The following is a 15013-nucleotide window of genomic DNA, read 5'->3' on the forward strand; positions in this document are numbered from 1 at the left end:
TTATAAAAGCGTAGAAAAGGTTCAGGGAGGTGCCATATTGAAGAAGGTTCAAGGAAGTACTATAGTAAATAAGAAAACTTTATCTGTTGTGGGCTTTTGGATGACTATAATTTTTTTCTGCGACTTACTGCGACTAATTGATGATGATATTCAGCTCCTGCCGACGGCTGTAATTTGGCCAGTTGGAATTATTGGTATCACTTTATCAATCTTTAGTAACTTTGTAAAAGAAAAAAAGCCAGACTAATAGTTTGAATTTGCTCTTGTAATAAAGAAAATGTCAGTAAAAAATACCTGCTCCACCTAAACATTAAACTGAAACTGCAAATGCTCTAAAATCAATGGATTCGGTAAAGCAGATAAGCTTCCCGGTTCCTTATTTTATTTCGTCAGCGCCCCTCAATAGTAATAAGATCAGCCACATTAATTCCTTCCATTCAAACATACTCGTCACATTTTGATAAATAATTTTCCTCAACTATTCTTAACATGGTTTACTTATTTCCGTAATAATCTTAGCCATTTCATCCGCCGATTCTTTCATCCCATTTTCCAGCCAGTATTCAATCACTGTAATACTTCCACTGACGGAATAAATCGTCAGATATTTTGCAGCTATTTCGCTCATTCTATGTTCAGGTTCATTGAAGTCATTCATAATATGCGTTTGTGCAGCATACATAACCTTGTGCGTAAATCTTTTATTACCATGTTCACTGAGAAGGATTCGGAAATGCTCGTGACGGCTGTAGACATATTCGAGCAGATATTTCAACATCGCAAGTGCTTCTTTTTCTTGTGTATAGTCGTATTGAAGCAGTGCTTGATTGAGCTCATCGATAATTTCGTCCTCAACATGGGTCAATAAATCATATTGATCCGCATAATGGCTATAGAAGGTAGAGCGGTTGATATCGGCATGCTCACAAATTTCTTTAATAGTAATTGAAGAAACAGGTTTTTCTTTTAAAAGCTCCATCAGGCTATTTTTAAGAGCCATTCTTGTATAACGTTTTCTTCGGTCTAGTTTCTGCACCATAATATATGACCATCCTTTTATGAACAAATTATGAAATTATATCTGTTATCCAACAGATATTTGGTTTTTGTTGTGAAACGTACAAAATTTAAACAACTGTTTGTTGTCTAACTGACATTGTGTATTTATAATAATAAATTATATGAATGAAATCAGCAAGGTAATGGGGAATGATAGTGGCAAATTTAATTATTCGTTTTAAAAAGACAATTGTAACAATTTTTACGATACTCATGATTCTTTCTTTAGCAGGGATTTTGTTTGTTGATGTGAATTACAATATGCAGGATTATTTACCGGATAAAGCAGAGTCTACACAGGCTTTAGAAGTGATGGAGGAAGAGTTTGACAGTGGTATTCCAAATGCCAGAGTAATGGTAGGAGATGTCTCGATTCAGGAAGCGATGGAATATAAACATGCTCTGGAAGAAATAAATGGTGTTACAGAGGTTCTCTGGCTGGACGATGTTATGGATATCCGGACACCGGTTGAAGTTTCTGACACGAGTACAGTGGAGACGTACTATAAGAATGAAAATGCGCTTTTTTCTGTGACAATTGCTAATGAAAAAGAAGTAGAGGCGACCAATGCCATTTATGATTTGATTGGTGAGGATAATGCTATTTCCGGTGAGGCAGTTAATACGGCAACGGAGCAGGAAATGACAGGGAAAGAAAGCATGTACGCTGCAGCACTCCTTGTACCGATTATTGTAATTATTCTTATTCTTTCCACAAGCTCATGGGTAGAACCAGTATTTTTCCTGACTGCAATTGGCGTGTCTGTATTAATTAATCTGGGAACGAACATATTCATAGGAGAAATCTCGTTTGTTACACAAGCAGTTGCTCCGATATTACAGCTGGCGGTTTCGTTGGACTATGCTATCTTCCTTCTACATAGTTTTCAGGATTACCGGAATAAAAACTATAAACCGGAAGATGCAATGAAGTCAGCTATTAAAGAGTCGTGGCCAGTTATCAGTACAAGTGCTTTTACAACTATTTTCGGTTTTATGGCATTATTATTTATGCGTTTTGAAATTGGTTCTGATTTAGGATTAAACCTGGTAAAAGGAATTATTTTAAGCTTTATCAGCGTTATTATCTTCCTGCCTGCCTTTACATTGGTCTTTTATCGCTGGATTGACCGGACGCAGCACCGTGTATTTGTTCCGACCCGTTTTGAAGGAGTTGGGAAGAAGCTGTTAAAATTAAGGCTTCCGGTTCTTATCCTGGTTTTATTGCTCCTTGTTCCAAGCTTTCTGGCACAGAGCAGTACAACATTCACCTATGGAATGGGAGAACCTCCAGAGGATACCCGGTTGGGAACGGACGTAAGGCAAATTGAAGAGAGCTTCGGAGATTCTACTTCTACTGTTCTGCTTGTTCCTAATAATGATATAGGGAAAGAACAGGAAATGGTTCAAGTCATTGAAAACACAGATTACGTTTCCTCCGTTATCAGCTATGCAACGATGGTTGGAAGTGTTATCCCGCAGGACTTTTTAGAGGAAGAGACAACAGAGCAATTTCTTTCCGAGCATTACAGTCGGATTATTATTAATACGGAAGCAGGAACAGAGGGAGACCTTCCCTTTACGATTGTAGAAGATATCAGGGAAATTGCTTCCTCGTATTATGGAGAAGATGCGCTGACATTAGGAGAAAGTGCATCATTATATGATATGAAGGAGATTGTTTCTCAGGATAATCAGCTTGTTAATATCTTAACGATTCTCGGCGTAGGAATTGTAATTTTAATTAATTTCCGGTCGATTTCCTTCCCGGTTATCTTATTATTAGTTATTCAGGCAGCGGTATGGATTAACTTGGCCATCCCTTATTTTACGGGGACACCACTGGTCTTTATCGGCTATTTAATTGTTAGTACTGTCCAACTGGCAGCAACAGTGGATTATGCAATATTATTGACGGAGACATATAAAAATTATAGAAGATATATGCCAAAATGGAAGGCAATGAAAATGACATTGGACGATAAGCTCTTCTCCATTGCCGTTTCTGCATCCATTTTATCCATAGTCGGATTTGTTTTATGGATGACTTCTTCTAACCCTGTTGTCGGATCAATCGGCCTGCTGTTAGGAAGAGGAGCACTGTTAGCATTTATTCTTGTTATCACCTTGCTGCCTGCATTACTTGTCTATGGTGATACATTACTTCAAAAAACATCGTTAGGGATGAAGTTTCAAAAGGAGGATGAATATGAGGAAGACAATTAAATGGGTCTGGCTCGCTCTGGCTTTATTCTTTATTCCTTTTACCAATACAGGCGTTTTGGCAGAGTCTTCAGAGGAGAAGGATGATACAGGAAAAGTTGAGGAGAAAAATGAGGTTGTTTATGCGAATTTAGAAGCGGGCGGCTCGTTGGAAAATATATATGTTGTAAATGCTTTTGAATTAAAGGAACCAGGAGTTATTGAGGATTTCGGTAATTATGAATCTGTTAAAAATTTAACAGATACCAGTAAAATCGAACAAGACGGAGATACTATCCGAATGGAGGCTGCGTCAGATACATTTTATTATCAGGGAAATCTCTCAAAAGAACTGCCATGGAAATTTACAATTAATTATTATTTAGACGGAGAAGAAGTAGATCCGAAAACGATTATTGGTGAATCTGGTCAAGTAGAGATAGAAATAAAGGTAGAAGAGAATGAAGAAGCAGAAACACCCTTCTTTGATAACTATATGCTGCAAATTTCGCAGTCATTGAATACCGATTACTTTTATAATATTGAAGCCGAGGATGCAACCATAGCGAATGCCGGAAAAAATAAACAGATTGCATTTACGGTGATGCCTGGTGAAGAAGAGACACTGATGCTTCAAGCGGATACAGATCAATTTGAATTAGCTGGAATGGAGATTTCAGCTTTACCATCATCTGTTTCTGTAGATAGTCCAGATACAGATGCACTCACAGAGGAGTTTCAAAGCTTAACAGACGCTATTGGTGAAATTAATCAGGGAGTAAGTGAGCTTGGAGACGGAATCAGAGGGCTTGGAGGAGGATTAACAGAATTAGAGAATGGCTCCTCCCAATTCCAAAATGGTTTAAACGAGTTAAGTAATTCCAGCGGCGAATTGACTGGTGCATCATCTGAGATTAACAATGCCTTTCAGAGTATCCAGGAAGAAGTTGGTCAGATTACTGGTATTGATGGGATAGACCAATTGGGCAGTATGACAGAAGCTGCTTCAGATATGGCTGCCGGAATGGAAGCATTAGCAGATGAGATAGATGCTTTGACTACAGGCTATGGAGATGCCAGGGAAGCATTGAAAACCGCTATGGATCAAATACCAGAAGCAACATTAACAGAAGAAGATTTCCAGGTTTTATATGATAGTGAGATAGATTCTGAGATTATCGACGAGCTGACAGGAACTTATGAAGCTGCACAAAGCGCATTAGCTGTCTATAATGAATCAATAGAATCATTTGAGGCTGTCGAGCCGGCACTATCTGAATTTCAAACCTCTGCCAGTGAAATTGCCGGTTCTATCCGCAGTTTCGCAGATGAGATAGAACAGTCCGTCGGGCAAATAGATATTGATGAAGGGTTGGATGAATTTATTACAAGCGTGAACACAATGGCAGACAATTATAATCAATTTCATGAAGGTCTGCTGAGCTATACAAATGGAGTGAATGAACTCAGCACTTCCTATGCAGATATTCATGGTGGAATTAGTGGAGCAGCAACAGGAGCAAATGAACTTGCTGCGGGAACGGATGAATTACAGGATGGAACCAGCCAGCTGTATGATGCAACACAAAATATTCCTGATGAAATGCAGGAGGAAATCGATAAAATGATTTCTCAATATGATAAATCAGATTTTGATCCAGTATCTTTCGTATCTGAAGAAAATAATGATATGACAAACTCTGTTCAATTTGTTATTCAAACAGATAGTATTCAGCCGGAAGAAGATACTGCTGAAGTAGAAGAGGAAGAAGAAAGTGAAGGATTTTGGGAAAGGTTAATGAATTTATTTTAGTAGGGAACAAAAAATGATCCAGAGCGCAAACTCTATGTTTAAAACATAAAGTTTGCGCTCTTCTTATATGAAATAGTAGTGGTTAATAAATGAAAAAAGTAAAATAAATAGATAGATCTGGAGATTTTTCCGAGGAGGGGTAGTTTTAAATGATGCAGGTAGAAATCATAAATTTTGTACCAAAGTTTATTTCTTTTTATGAAGCAGTCAGGCACGAGAAAGAGGAGGAAGTTATTTGGCAGATCTGGAAGGAGAGGTATGGCTTTGCAGCAGTTCCTCCAGGTGAAGAAGGACAAATTATTGCCAGGGATATGCTAAGAAAAGCCTGGCCAAAGTATGAAGCAGATATAGAGCAAATAAAGCGATTTGATCCAGAGAAAATTCAAATGGAGAAAGCGTTAGAAGAAGTGAAAAGGCTATTGGGGTGCACTATCCTTGTACCATTCAATGTGTACTTATTTATAGGTTTTTTCGAGGGGAACCCATTTGCGGCACCATTAAAAGACGGAAAAGCAGCTCTTGCCTGGCCGGTTGAAGTGGAATTTTCAGAAATACTGCTCAGGCATGAGTTGACACATCTTGTTCATAACAAAATGGATTCTACAATTAGATGAAGATCCTCCATCACATATCGTAACTCCTGCTTTGCATAAAAATAGAGAGCAAATCAGAGATACCTTTCGAGATAAAAAAGGCTATGCTAAGTCAGATACACCGGAAGAATTAGCTTCATTTGCAAGAGAACAGCTGAGACAGGATTTCTTATCGGCAGATGTAGGTATCACTGGTTGTAACTTTGCGATTGCTGAATCTGGTTCTGTAACGTTAGTAACGAATGAAGGAAATGCAGAGATGATTACTTCCCTTCCGGATACACAAATCAGTGTAATGGGAATGGAGCGCCTTGTTCCAACCTGGGAGGATATGGAAGTATTAGTCAGTTTATTGACGAGAGCAGCAGTCGGGCAAAAGCTGACCAGCTATATTACAACAATCACAGGAACCCGCATAGAGGAAGAAATAGATGGGCCGGACGATTATCACCTGGTTATTGTTGATAATGGGCGCTCTAAAATTTTGGGAACAGAATTTCAATCCGCACTGCATTGTATTCGTTGTGCTGCTTGTATTAATGTCTGCCCAGTTTACCGCCATATCGGCGGACATGCTTATAACTCTATCTACCCAGGGCCGATTGGAGCTGTATTGACACCGCTGCTGGATGGCTATGAGGATCATAAAGAAATGCCATATGCTTCCTCCTTATGTGCAGCCTGTATAGAAGCCTGTCCGGTAAAAATCCCATTACACGAGCATTTAATCCGTCATCGCGAAATTATTGTAGAAGAAGAAAAGAAATCACCTGTTTCAGAAAAAATCATGATGAAGGGCTTTGCACAATGGGCATCGAATCCGGCTGCATATAAATTAAGCACAAAAGTAGCGAGAACAGCATTAAAGCCATGGACAAAGGACGAGTATGTTGAAAACGGTCCTGGTCCATTAAAAGGATGGACAGATGTCCGTGACTTCCCTGCACCTGCCAAGCAATCCTTCCGTAGGTGGTGGAATAAACGTCAAAAAGGAGGAGAAGCATAATGGCTATTCAAAATCGTGACTCCTTTTTAAGTAATTTGGCTGCAAACCTTGGCCGTCCGCAAAAAAGAGAAGCTGTGATAAGACCGGAATATAGTGTTCAGCCACAGCGTGAGGTTTTTAAAGATTATTCTACAGAACAGCTTATCGAAGTGTTAAAAGAGCATTGTAAAGTCATTCATACAGATTTTGTACGTACAGATAAAAGTGATTTGCAGGCGGCTTTGGTAAAGGTTTTGGAAGGATACGAGGCAACTTCTATTATTGCATCGAATGATAAGCGTAATCAGGAATACGGGTTGGACAAGACTTATGAAGAACTCTCAAAAGAAATGGATATCCATTTGTGGGATGCGAGACTTGGTAAGGAAAACCAGGTTATTGCGGAAAGAACAGATGTAGGAATTTCTTTTAGCGATATTACCCTTGCAGAATCAGGAACTGTTGCATTAATGACAAATAAGGATAATGGCAGATCCATCAGTCTGATGCCGAAATGTTATATTGCTATTATTCCTAAAGAAACCATTGTGCCTAGAATGACGCAGGCAGCAAGTAAGATTCACAAGGACAATGAAAATGGTACTATTCCTCCTTCCAGTATTTGTTTTGTTACAGGACCGAGTAATAGTGCTGATATTGAAATGAATCTGATTGTTGGTGTCCACGGACCGGTTAAAGTAACATATATTGTAGTAAATTAATAAGGTTGGATTTTCATAGACAAAAGCTTCCCCACGACTTGGCTGGAGAAGCTTTTTTCGTTCTAATTACAGCTCTTTATAAGAAATTAAATCAATATGCTTTTCGTTTAATTGTTCCTTGACACGAATATCCGTCAGCATAGCAGCCTCCTGTGTCCGGGGAATCAACAGTGAAGAATGATTTAAAATATAATCATCTAAATAACCAGGATGAAAAATGAGCATGTCCACGCCATCTTCATGCAGGTTATCCAGCATTTTTTGCAAAGAATGATAAGGGTTATAATCTGCCTGCATACTTTCCATCATCAGATATACCTTCGTATCATTTACCATAATAAAGGAATCATTACTAGTAAGATCATTTGGGTTGGATCCTGCCGGTAACCCAGAATAAGTTAATCCATGTACCTCCGCAAAATGCTCTAATGCTTTAAAAAAGTTATCGCTTGCAATAGCATGACCTTCAAAATAATCCGGTTTCTTGCCGAATAATTCGATGAACTTATCATATTGTGCTTCAATTTCAATCAGTGCTTCTTCGAATACAACAAAATCTTCTTTGGCAGTACGATATTCTTTAGAGGATCTAAAATAACCATTTTCCGATACTAAAGACGGAATTTTTTCCGGATCAGCCAAAGGTCTGCCGGCGCAGATATTTGTATGCTGGCCGAAAGCAACAGGCTCCGCCTGGATTAAAGCTACTCCATGCTGTGTGGCAGGCATATTCACCATGACACCGACACTGGAAATTAAGCCATCCTTGACAGATTTTTCAATACCGTAATTTACTGCTTCCGAATACCCTAAATCATCAGCTCTAAACAGTACTTTTTTCTTCATAATTATCACTACCAATCTTTTTATCAATTCTTTTATCTTTAGTATATACGTTACGATAGCCATGACAACAAATCCAATTAAACAGCTGATATTTTATATCTAAATTAATAATAAAAATTAGAATTATCATTACAAAAATTCTAAAAAAACGTTATAATTAGGAAAAAGTGGTCCTGTCTAAAGACCTAATTTGAAACATGGATCGTAGTATAAATTAACTTTTTATTTATTTTGAGAAATTTATTTTTTTACAGGTTCTATAAAAAATACAGAAATTGGTTTTTTTTATGACTTGAAATTTTTCTCGGATAAATTACATAAAATGAATGGATGGACAGTTAAGCATATGAAGAAAAGGGGCTAATTCTTATGAATGAACAAATTTATACGGAATTTTGGGATGGTCAGATGCTGGAGATTTTAACATCAGATAAAAAAATTTATTTTACTCAGCTTATACGGCATGAAACTGAATTGCTGATTCAAAGACCTGCAAATAAACAGAATGTACCCATGCTTATTGAAAATGACATGGATGTTACCGTTTATTTTCATGATGATGAAAAAGGACTGTGCAGTTTTGGCTCAAGAATAAATCGTCACGATAATGGGAAAATAATAATGACGAAACCATCGAGGGATTCAATAAAAGTAGTACAAAGAAGGCAATTTTTCCGAGTGAAGGCAGCTGTAGAAATGACTTTGATATTACCTTCTGCTGAAGGTTCAGATGAAGAAGGCGATAAGCTGAATGTTACTACCCATGATATCAGCGGGGGCGGAGCAGCTTTTCTTTCCGATTCTAAAATATTGGAAGAAGGAGACGCGGTGAAAGGTGTATTATACTTGAAGACAGATACTGAACAGAATAAAGTAGAATTTAAAGGGAAAATTGTTAACGTTATGAAACAGCATAATCAATTTTACAAAACTGCTTTACAGTTTATCAATATGAGAGAAGGAGCAAGGTCAAAGATTGTAAAGTTTTGTATCGTTAAACAAATTGAATTTCGTAATAAAGTCAAGGAATAGTCAGCAGATTAATGAGAAATAAACAAAAAAATTAGAATAGAAATATTAAATTTTTATATGAAAAGAAGGAATTTCTTAATTTTATGTCGAATATATAGCAAAGGATATAAGGAGGTAGATTTATGTCAGAAAAAGTTGGATCAATTAACCAAGACTTGGATGTGTATGTTGCGCAAAAAGAAGATATGAAGTCCATACTCCGGCTGTTAAAGGGTGTCACCACATGGTTAAAGAAAAGCCGTTTAAAACAGTGGGAGTTCCTTGATCAGGACGAGGAAGATCCAGAAGTAAGACAGTCTATTGAAGACGGGTCTACCTTTGTTGTGAAAGAAGGAGACAATATTATTGCTACATTTACATTAAACGAAATGCAGACTCCTTGGGATAAGAATATTTGGGGGCAATCCAGTGAGGATGCATTTTATATGCATCGCCTGTCAGTAGATCATGATCATATTGGACGGGGGCTCGGAAAACCGATTGTCGAATGGATGGAAGCTTATACAAAAACGCAGGGAATGCGCCGGATTCGTTTAGACTGTGTGGAAAGCAATAAAAAACTTAATCAAATTTATAGGGGTTTTGGCTATGATTATAAAGGAACCAATCATGACCATTGCAGGTATGAAAAAATTTTATAATTTGTGATAGCTGCTCTTTATCCTCTATATAATCATCTTCAGTGATTCGATTTAAATTATCTTCAAAAGGATTTTTTCAAGATATTAATTCTGACGGTATACCTTATCATATTTTAAATTTGAATAAGGTTGCTGTCAGGAACTACATAGTTTTGCCAATAACAAGCATGTTTTCAATAGATATGCTTTTTTATGTTTTAAAGGGTCTATTTGAACATGAATTTAGAGTAGCACTATATGTTGGAGAGGAAGTAAAGCAATGAAACAAAATAAATACGATGATAATCATTTTTTTCAAGCATACTCAGAAATGGACCGGTCTAAGAAAGGGCTGGAAGCAGCCGGAGAGTGGCATATATTAAAAGAAATGCTGCCAGACTTCAAAGGGAAAAATGTTTTAGATTTAGGCTGCGGATTTGGCTGGCACAGCCGCTATGCCAGAGAACAGGGAGCAGAATCTGTAATAGGAACTGATATATCTGAACGAATGCTCACACATGCAAAAGAACTGACCAATGATCCCGGTATTACGTATCTGCATCAGGCTATCGAGGATGTGGATTTCCCTGAAGAATCTATGGATATTGTTATCAGTTCACTCGCGCTTCATTATATCGAATCATTTGATAGTGTTTGTGAAAAGGTATATGCGATTTTAAAGCCGGGTGGAAGCTTTGTCTTTTCTGTAGAGCATCCTATTTTTACCGCAAGAAAAGAACAGGACTGGATTTATGATAAAACGGGTAAGGAGCCTTTACATTGGCCGGTGGATAATTACCAGATAGAAGGGAAACGGGAAGCGTCCTTTTTAAATGAAACGGTGACAAAGTATCATCGTACTGTGTCTACATTTATGAATGGTTTATCGCAGGCTGGATTTGAGATCTTGCGAGTGGAAGAATCCGTGCCTTCTGAGGAGATGCTTAAGAAGATACCTGAAATGAAGCATGAATTGCGCCGGCCGATGTTTTTAATGATTGCAGCAGAGAAAAAGGAGAAAAGCTAGAAAGCACTTTTGGCTTTTACTTAATGGAAAATGACAGTAAAGAAGTTACGGTGAGGCTCTTTTGGAAAAGTTATTTTAAATCTATTAAATAATAATGAAAGACTGGTCTACTATAGGTCAATGCTTAGAATAATATCTTAGCATTGGCCTATTTTAATGCAGGGGAAATTAAATTAATCTTTAAGCAAGGACTTTTCTATCTATAAAGTGGGGAAGATATTGGTGCACTTCCTTAGCTGCACTGCAGGCAGCCATAACATTAAAAATTTCAAAAGTTTAAAAATAAGGATTGACATTCCCAAAAATAGTATGTAAACTAATAAACACAATTAAACCACTCGGAATAATATCTTATCTAGAGAGGCGGAGGGACTGGCCCGAAGAAGCCTCGGCAACAGACTTACGCAAGTACTGTGCCAATTCCTGCAAGTGTTTAGCTTGATAGATAAGAAGAGTAAGTGAACCATATTGTTTCAACCCTTTTCTTATTTAGAGGTGGGATTTTTGTTTTTTTAATTGCTGATTGGGCTACCAAAGGCATGTGTGTTTGAGCTCATGATTTGAGAGATTTCGCAATGTGGAAAACAGAAGTTTAATGAATTTATTTATTTTTCATGACATTTCTTAAATAGGGGGGAGCTGGCTTGGGAAAGATTGATGATGTAAAATTGAACCATATTTTAAAAGCATTGAAAGAACTGGAATATGGTTCAGTAGTTATTACCGTGCATGACGGAAAAATTACGCAAATAGATACGACCGAGAAGAAGCGTTTTTCCTTAGTGAAAAATCATTCTTAAAAAATTAATATTATGTATGCCCATTAGACAACTAAAGGCATCTTCCATTTCGATAATATATGTTATCGGATGAAAGATGCCTTTTTATTTTTATAAAACTGTTTAAGGGTGTTCCTGTAAAAGTACCATGAAGTTCAGGTTTCTAAAATTATACTAAATACGAATATACAAAAATGAATGGAAAGGATGAAATAGATGAGTGAGATTGTCGTACTATCAGGAAGTCCCTCTGAAGTATCACGTTCAAATGCAGTTTTAAGGTATATCGGATCCACACTTGAGGAAAAGGGTTTTTCAGTAACACATATATCTGTCAGAGATGTACCCCAGGACGTATTATTTAATGGGGAATTTAACAGTCTTGTTATTCAAAGAATAACTTCTCTTATCAAAGAAGCAAAAGGAGTTATCGTTGGAACACCTGTTTATAAATCTTCTTATTCCGGGATTTTAAAGGCTTTAGTAGACTTATTGCCGCAGGATGTATTGGAGGATAAGACGGTCTTGCCATTAATGACAGGAGGGAGCTCCTCTCACTTACTGGCGATGGAATATACATTAAAACCGTTGCTGGCTTCTTTAAAGGGAATGAATTTAAAAGGTGTGTATTTTGTTGATAGTCAGATTGATAAAAGAAATACTGCTAATCCTATTGTACACACAAATGCGCTGGAGCGATTAACGAAGCAGGTAGAGTATTTTACAAAATCAATTAGTAAAAAACAGATGAAAATCTTACTATAAAAATATTTTTAAAAATTATGAATTATAGGATGTGTAAACAGAAAGGAGAAGAGCAATGAGTTTTGAAGAGCAAGATACACCGAATTTTAATACAGTTGCACAGCATGGAGGCCAGGAATCAGATTCATTAACGCATGCAAGGGCAGTGCCGATTTACCAGACAACATCTTATGAGTTTGAAAGTCCGGATCATGCTGCTTCTCTTTTTCAGATGCAGAAAGAAGGATATATCTATTCTCGTAACGCGAATCCAACCAATCGTGTTTTAGAAAAAAGATTAGCCGGTTTAGAAGGCGGGGTTGATGCCTTTGCTGTTTCTTCCGGACAATCCGCCATCACAATAGCTTTATTAACACTTGCCAAAGCAGGGGAGGAGATTGTAACAACAAATGCATTATACGGTGGAACATATAATCTTTTCTCAGAAACATTTTCACGCTTTGGAGTAAAGGCTCGTTTTGTAGATGGCACAGATATTGAGGAAGTAAGAGGTGCAATAAATGAAAAGACAAAAGCTGTTTTTACAGAGTCAATCGGTAATCCGGGCTTACAGATTGCTGATATAAAAGCACTTAGCAAGGCTGCTCATGACCATGGCATTCCACTAGTTGTTGATGCCACTTTCACTACGCCATACTTACAAAAGCCAATCGATTACGGAGCAGATATTGTCATTCATTCTGTCACGAAATTTATTGGCGGAAACGGAACAGCGATTGGCGGAATTATAATTGATGCCGGAAGCTTTGATTGGGGTAATGGAAACTTCCCTGAATTTACAACTCCAAACAGAGCTTTAAATAATCAATCGTATGTTGAACTGCCCAGCGCAAGTCCGTTTATTGCGAAGGCCCGCTTTGAACTCGGGCATAACCTTGGGACGGCGTTATCCCCTTTTCATGGCTGGTTATTTATTCAGGGATTACAGTCATTATCTGTTCGAATGAGACAGCATGTTGAAAATGCTCAGGAGGTTGCTGAATATTTAGCGAATCATCATCTCATTGCATGGGTGAATTATCCAACGTTAGAAGGGGATTCACAGTATGAACTTGCGAAAATCTATTTGCCAAAAGGGGCAGGATCTATTTTTACATTTGGAGTAATAGGTGGATATGAATCTGCGAAAATCTTTATCAACTCTGTGAAATTACTTTCTCATGTGGCGAACGTTGGTGATTCCAAAACACTTGTAATTCATCCGGCGAGTACAACACATGCAAGGTTATCACCTGAAGAAAAGCTCACAGCAGGAGTTGAAGAAGAACAAATTCGATTATCAATAGGGCTGGAAGATGTTGAGGATATCAAAGCGGATATCGACCAAGCATTACAGAAAAGCGTTGAAGCCAGTTTCGTAGAGGAAGTAAATCCATTTAATTAAACAAGGAGAGGAAAACATGCTTATTGCTGTTGTACTAAACGAAATAAAATTAATTGTACCCATTGTTGAAGGGGAAACGATCCGTATCTTTGACTCTGAGAAAAGCACATATAAAGATTTTGAAAATCCGGCAATTCATCTAAAAGAAGGAAGACGAGGGGCAGCTTTAAAATTTGCTGAAGAAAAAGGTGCAACAGCATTTGTCTCGCCTCCACAAACATTCTGTGAATTATCCTATGAGAAGGCGAAACATGATGGAATCCGATTTTTTCAATTGGAGCAAACCATTTCATATGAACAATTTGTAAAAAAGCTTACATCTAATCAATTGGGCAGTCAAACAGAATTACCGGAAAATGAGATTGCTCCAAGCTTTTAATAAGAGGGATACAAAGGAGGAAACGCAGTGGCTCAAAATGCAGGTGTTGAGTTACACATTAATCAACTGGAGAAATCATACGGTCACTTAGCGGTTTTACGAAAGATTGATTTAAATATCAAGTCTGGTGAATTTGTGGCCATTGTTGGAAAGAGCGGATGCGGCAAAAGTACATTGCTTAGACATATTTCTGGGCTTGAAAAGGCAACTGCGGGAGGAATTAAACAGAACCAGCATGCATTAAAAGGGTTAAATGACCAGGCACGTATCATGTTTCAGGATGCAAGATTACTGCCATGGCTGTCGGTTCTGGAAAATACAGGTGTAGGATTAGGGTTAGAAAAAGGCTGGAAGAATCGCGCATACTGGGCTCTACAGCAGGTTGGCCTGGAGCAAAGAGCACAGGATTGGCCGGCTATTTTATCAGGCGGACAAAAACAACGCATTGCTCTGGCGAGAGCGTTGGCATCAAATCCGAAGTTAATGCTTTTAGATGAACCATTAGGGGCACTCGATGCGCTGACAAGAATGGAAATGCAGTCGCTTATAGAAGACCTTTGGCTGGAGCAGCAATTTACGGCAATTCTTGTTACCCATGATATGAATGAAGCCATTACACTTGCAGATCGCGTTATTTTAATTGAGGAGGGCGCGGTAAAGCTGGATTTACTTGTGGATTTACAGCGGCCAAGAAATCGATTAAATCCGGCTTTTGCGGAATTGGAAGAAGAATTACTGGCGAATGTTCTTGGAAAAGAACGACTTCATCAGTATGAACCCAGATTAAGAAAAGTGGAGAGTAAGTAA

General features: G+C 37.9%; 15 protein-coding genes, 1 pseudogene and 1 riboswitch. Of the genes and pseudogenes, 14 read left to right on the plus strand and 2 right to left on the minus strand.

Translation table 11 applies throughout. The features are described from left to right. Nucleotides 1–37: 37 nt before the first annotated feature. Nucleotides 38–247, plus strand: a complete 210-nt coding sequence (locus tag MKY30_RS10195) for a hypothetical protein (RefSeq protein ID WP_147210720.1) — start codon at nucleotides 38–40, stop codon at nucleotides 245–247. A 237-nt stretch (nucleotides 248–484) separates the two neighbouring features. On the opposite strand, the gene MKY30_RS10200 is transcribed toward MKY30_RS10195, so the two are convergent. Then, a complete protein-coding gene (locus tag MKY30_RS10200; RefSeq protein WP_341083805.1) occupies nucleotides 485–1039 on the minus strand; it encodes a TetR/AcrR family transcriptional regulator in 555 nt (184 codons plus the stop codon). Between the two features lie 170 nt (nucleotides 1040–1209). Between MKY30_RS10200 and MKY30_RS10205 the strand changes: the two genes are divergently transcribed. The 5 genes and pseudogenes from MKY30_RS10205 to MKY30_RS10225 all read left to right on the plus strand — a co-directional run bounded on the left by MKY30_RS10205 (nucleotide 1210) and on the right by MKY30_RS10225 (nucleotide 7374). After that, nucleotides 1210–3285, plus strand: a complete 2076-nt coding sequence (locus MKY30_RS10205; protein WP_339284573.1) for an efflux RND transporter permease subunit — start codon at nucleotides 1210–1212, stop codon at nucleotides 3283–3285. Then, nucleotides 3269–5074: a YhgE/Pip domain-containing protein gene (locus tag MKY30_RS10210; RefSeq protein ID WP_341083806.1), complete on the plus strand. Its 1806-nt coding sequence runs from the start codon at nucleotides 3269–3271 to the stop codon at nucleotides 5072–5074. Before MKY30_RS10205 ends, MKY30_RS10210 begins: the two co-directional genes overlap by 17 nt. A 149-nt stretch (nucleotides 5075–5223) precedes the next feature. Beyond that, nucleotides 5224–5688, plus strand: a complete 465-nt coding sequence (locus MKY30_RS10215) for a hypothetical protein (protein ID WP_147210724.1) — start codon at nucleotides 5224–5226, stop codon at nucleotides 5686–5688. Further along, nucleotides 5666–6673: pseudogene (locus MKY30_RS10220) on the plus strand (LutB/LldF family L-lactate oxidation iron-sulfur protein); the annotation flags it as partial. The gene MKY30_RS10215 and the pseudogene MKY30_RS10220, both read left to right, overlap by 23 nt. Next, nucleotides 6673–7374, plus strand: a complete 702-nt coding sequence (locus MKY30_RS10225) for an LUD domain-containing protein (protein WP_156985756.1) — start codon at nucleotides 6673–6675, stop codon at nucleotides 7372–7374. The pseudogene MKY30_RS10220 and the gene MKY30_RS10225, both read left to right, overlap by 1 nt. 66 nt (nucleotides 7375–7440) lie before the next feature. On the opposite strand, the gene MKY30_RS10230 is transcribed toward MKY30_RS10225, so the two are convergent. Then, nucleotides 7441–8283, minus strand: a complete 843-nt coding sequence (locus MKY30_RS10230) for a ChbG/HpnK family deacetylase (RefSeq protein WP_246145153.1) — start codon at nucleotides 8281–8283, stop codon at nucleotides 7441–7443. Nucleotides 8284–8589: 306 nt separating this feature from the next. Between MKY30_RS10230 and MKY30_RS10235 the strand changes: the two genes are divergently transcribed. The 8 genes from MKY30_RS10235 to MKY30_RS10270 all read left to right on the plus strand — a co-directional run bounded on the left by MKY30_RS10235 (nucleotide 8590) and on the right by MKY30_RS10270 (nucleotide 15013). After that, complete coding sequence (locus tag MKY30_RS10235; protein ID WP_341083808.1) at nucleotides 8590–9252, plus strand: flagellar brake protein; 663 nt, start codon at nucleotides 8590–8592, stop codon at nucleotides 9250–9252. A gap of 122 nt (nucleotides 9253–9374) precedes the next feature. Further along, nucleotides 9375–9893 (plus strand): GNAT family N-acetyltransferase, encoded by a 519-nt coding sequence (locus MKY30_RS10240; protein WP_147210727.1) that lies wholly within the window; start codon nucleotides 9375–9377, stop codon nucleotides 9891–9893. A 259-nt stretch (nucleotides 9894–10152) separates the two neighbouring features. Beyond that, nucleotides 10153–10899, plus strand: a complete 747-nt coding sequence (locus MKY30_RS10245; RefSeq protein ID WP_147210728.1) for a class I SAM-dependent methyltransferase — start codon at nucleotides 10153–10155, stop codon at nucleotides 10897–10899. Between the two features lie 348 nt (nucleotides 10900–11247). After that, nucleotides 11248–11351, plus strand: a riboswitch (SAM riboswitch). A gap of 201 nt (nucleotides 11352–11552) precedes the next feature. After that, nucleotides 11553–11699 carry a YezD family protein gene (locus MKY30_RS10250; RefSeq protein ID WP_147210897.1) on the plus strand — a complete coding sequence of 49 codons (147 nt, stop codon included), beginning with the start codon at nucleotides 11553–11555 and terminating at the stop codon, nucleotides 11697–11699. A gap of 195 nt (nucleotides 11700–11894) precedes the next feature. After that, nucleotides 11895–12443: an NADPH-dependent FMN reductase gene (gene ssuE, locus MKY30_RS10255; protein ID WP_147210729.1), complete on the plus strand. Its 549-nt coding sequence runs from the start codon at nucleotides 11895–11897 to the stop codon at nucleotides 12441–12443. A 55-nt stretch (nucleotides 12444–12498) separates the two neighbouring features. Further along, entirely contained in the window at nucleotides 12499–13827 is a 1329-nt protein-coding gene (locus MKY30_RS10260) for an O-acetylhomoserine aminocarboxypropyltransferase/cysteine synthase family protein (RefSeq protein WP_147210730.1), read from the plus strand. 16 nt (nucleotides 13828–13843) lie between these two features. Next, nucleotides 13844–14206 (plus strand): hypothetical protein, encoded by a 363-nt coding sequence (locus MKY30_RS10265; RefSeq protein ID WP_147210731.1) that lies wholly within the window; start codon nucleotides 13844–13846, stop codon nucleotides 14204–14206. 27 nt (nucleotides 14207–14233) lie between these two features. After that, entirely contained in the window at nucleotides 14234–15013 is a 780-nt protein-coding gene (locus MKY30_RS10270; protein WP_147210732.1) for an ATP-binding cassette domain-containing protein, read from the plus strand.

It is taken from the genome of Oceanobacillus sp. FSL W8-0428 (assembly GCF_038004405.1).
GTDB lineage: Bacteria > Bacillota > Bacilli > Bacillales > Amphibacillaceae > Oceanobacillus > Oceanobacillus sojae.

Coding starts and splice junctions, on each gene's coding strand:
- MKY30_RS10265 (WP_147210731.1), top strand. CDS start 13,844: ATGCTTATTGCTGTTGTACTAAACGAAATAAAATTAATTGTACCCATT.
- ssuE (WP_147210729.1), top strand. CDS start 11,895: ATGAGTGAGATTGTCGTACTATCAGGAAGTCCCTCTGAAGTATCACGT.
- MKY30_RS10235 (WP_341083808.1), top strand. CDS start 8,590: ATGAATGAACAAATTTATACGGAATTTTGGGATGGTCAGATGCTGGAG.
- MKY30_RS10205 (WP_339284573.1), top strand. CDS start 1,210: ATGATAGTGGCAAATTTAATTATTCGTTTTAAAAAGACAATTGTAACA.
- MKY30_RS10210 (WP_341083806.1), top strand. CDS start 3,269: ATGAGGAAGACAATTAAATGGGTCTGGCTCGCTCTGGCTTTATTCTTT.
- MKY30_RS10225 (WP_156985756.1), top strand. CDS start 6,673: ATGGCTATTCAAAATCGTGACTCCTTTTTAAGTAATTTGGCTGCAAAC.
- MKY30_RS10245 (WP_147210728.1), top strand. CDS start 10,153: ATGAAACAAAATAAATACGATGATAATCATTTTTTTCAAGCATACTCA.
- MKY30_RS10230 (WP_246145153.1), bottom strand. CDS start 8,283: ATGGCTATCGTAACGTATATACTAAAGATAAAAGAATTGATAAAAAGA.
- MKY30_RS10260 (WP_147210730.1), top strand. CDS start 12,499: ATGAGTTTTGAAGAGCAAGATACACCGAATTTTAATACAGTTGCACAG.
- MKY30_RS10215 (WP_147210724.1), top strand. CDS start 5,224: ATGATGCAGGTAGAAATCATAAATTTTGTACCAAAGTTTATTTCTTTT.
- MKY30_RS10240 (WP_147210727.1), top strand. CDS start 9,375: ATGTCAGAAAAAGTTGGATCAATTAACCAAGACTTGGATGTGTATGTT.
- MKY30_RS10200 (WP_341083805.1), bottom strand. CDS start 1,039: ATGGTGCAGAAACTAGACCGAAGAAAACGTTATACAAGAATGGCTCTT.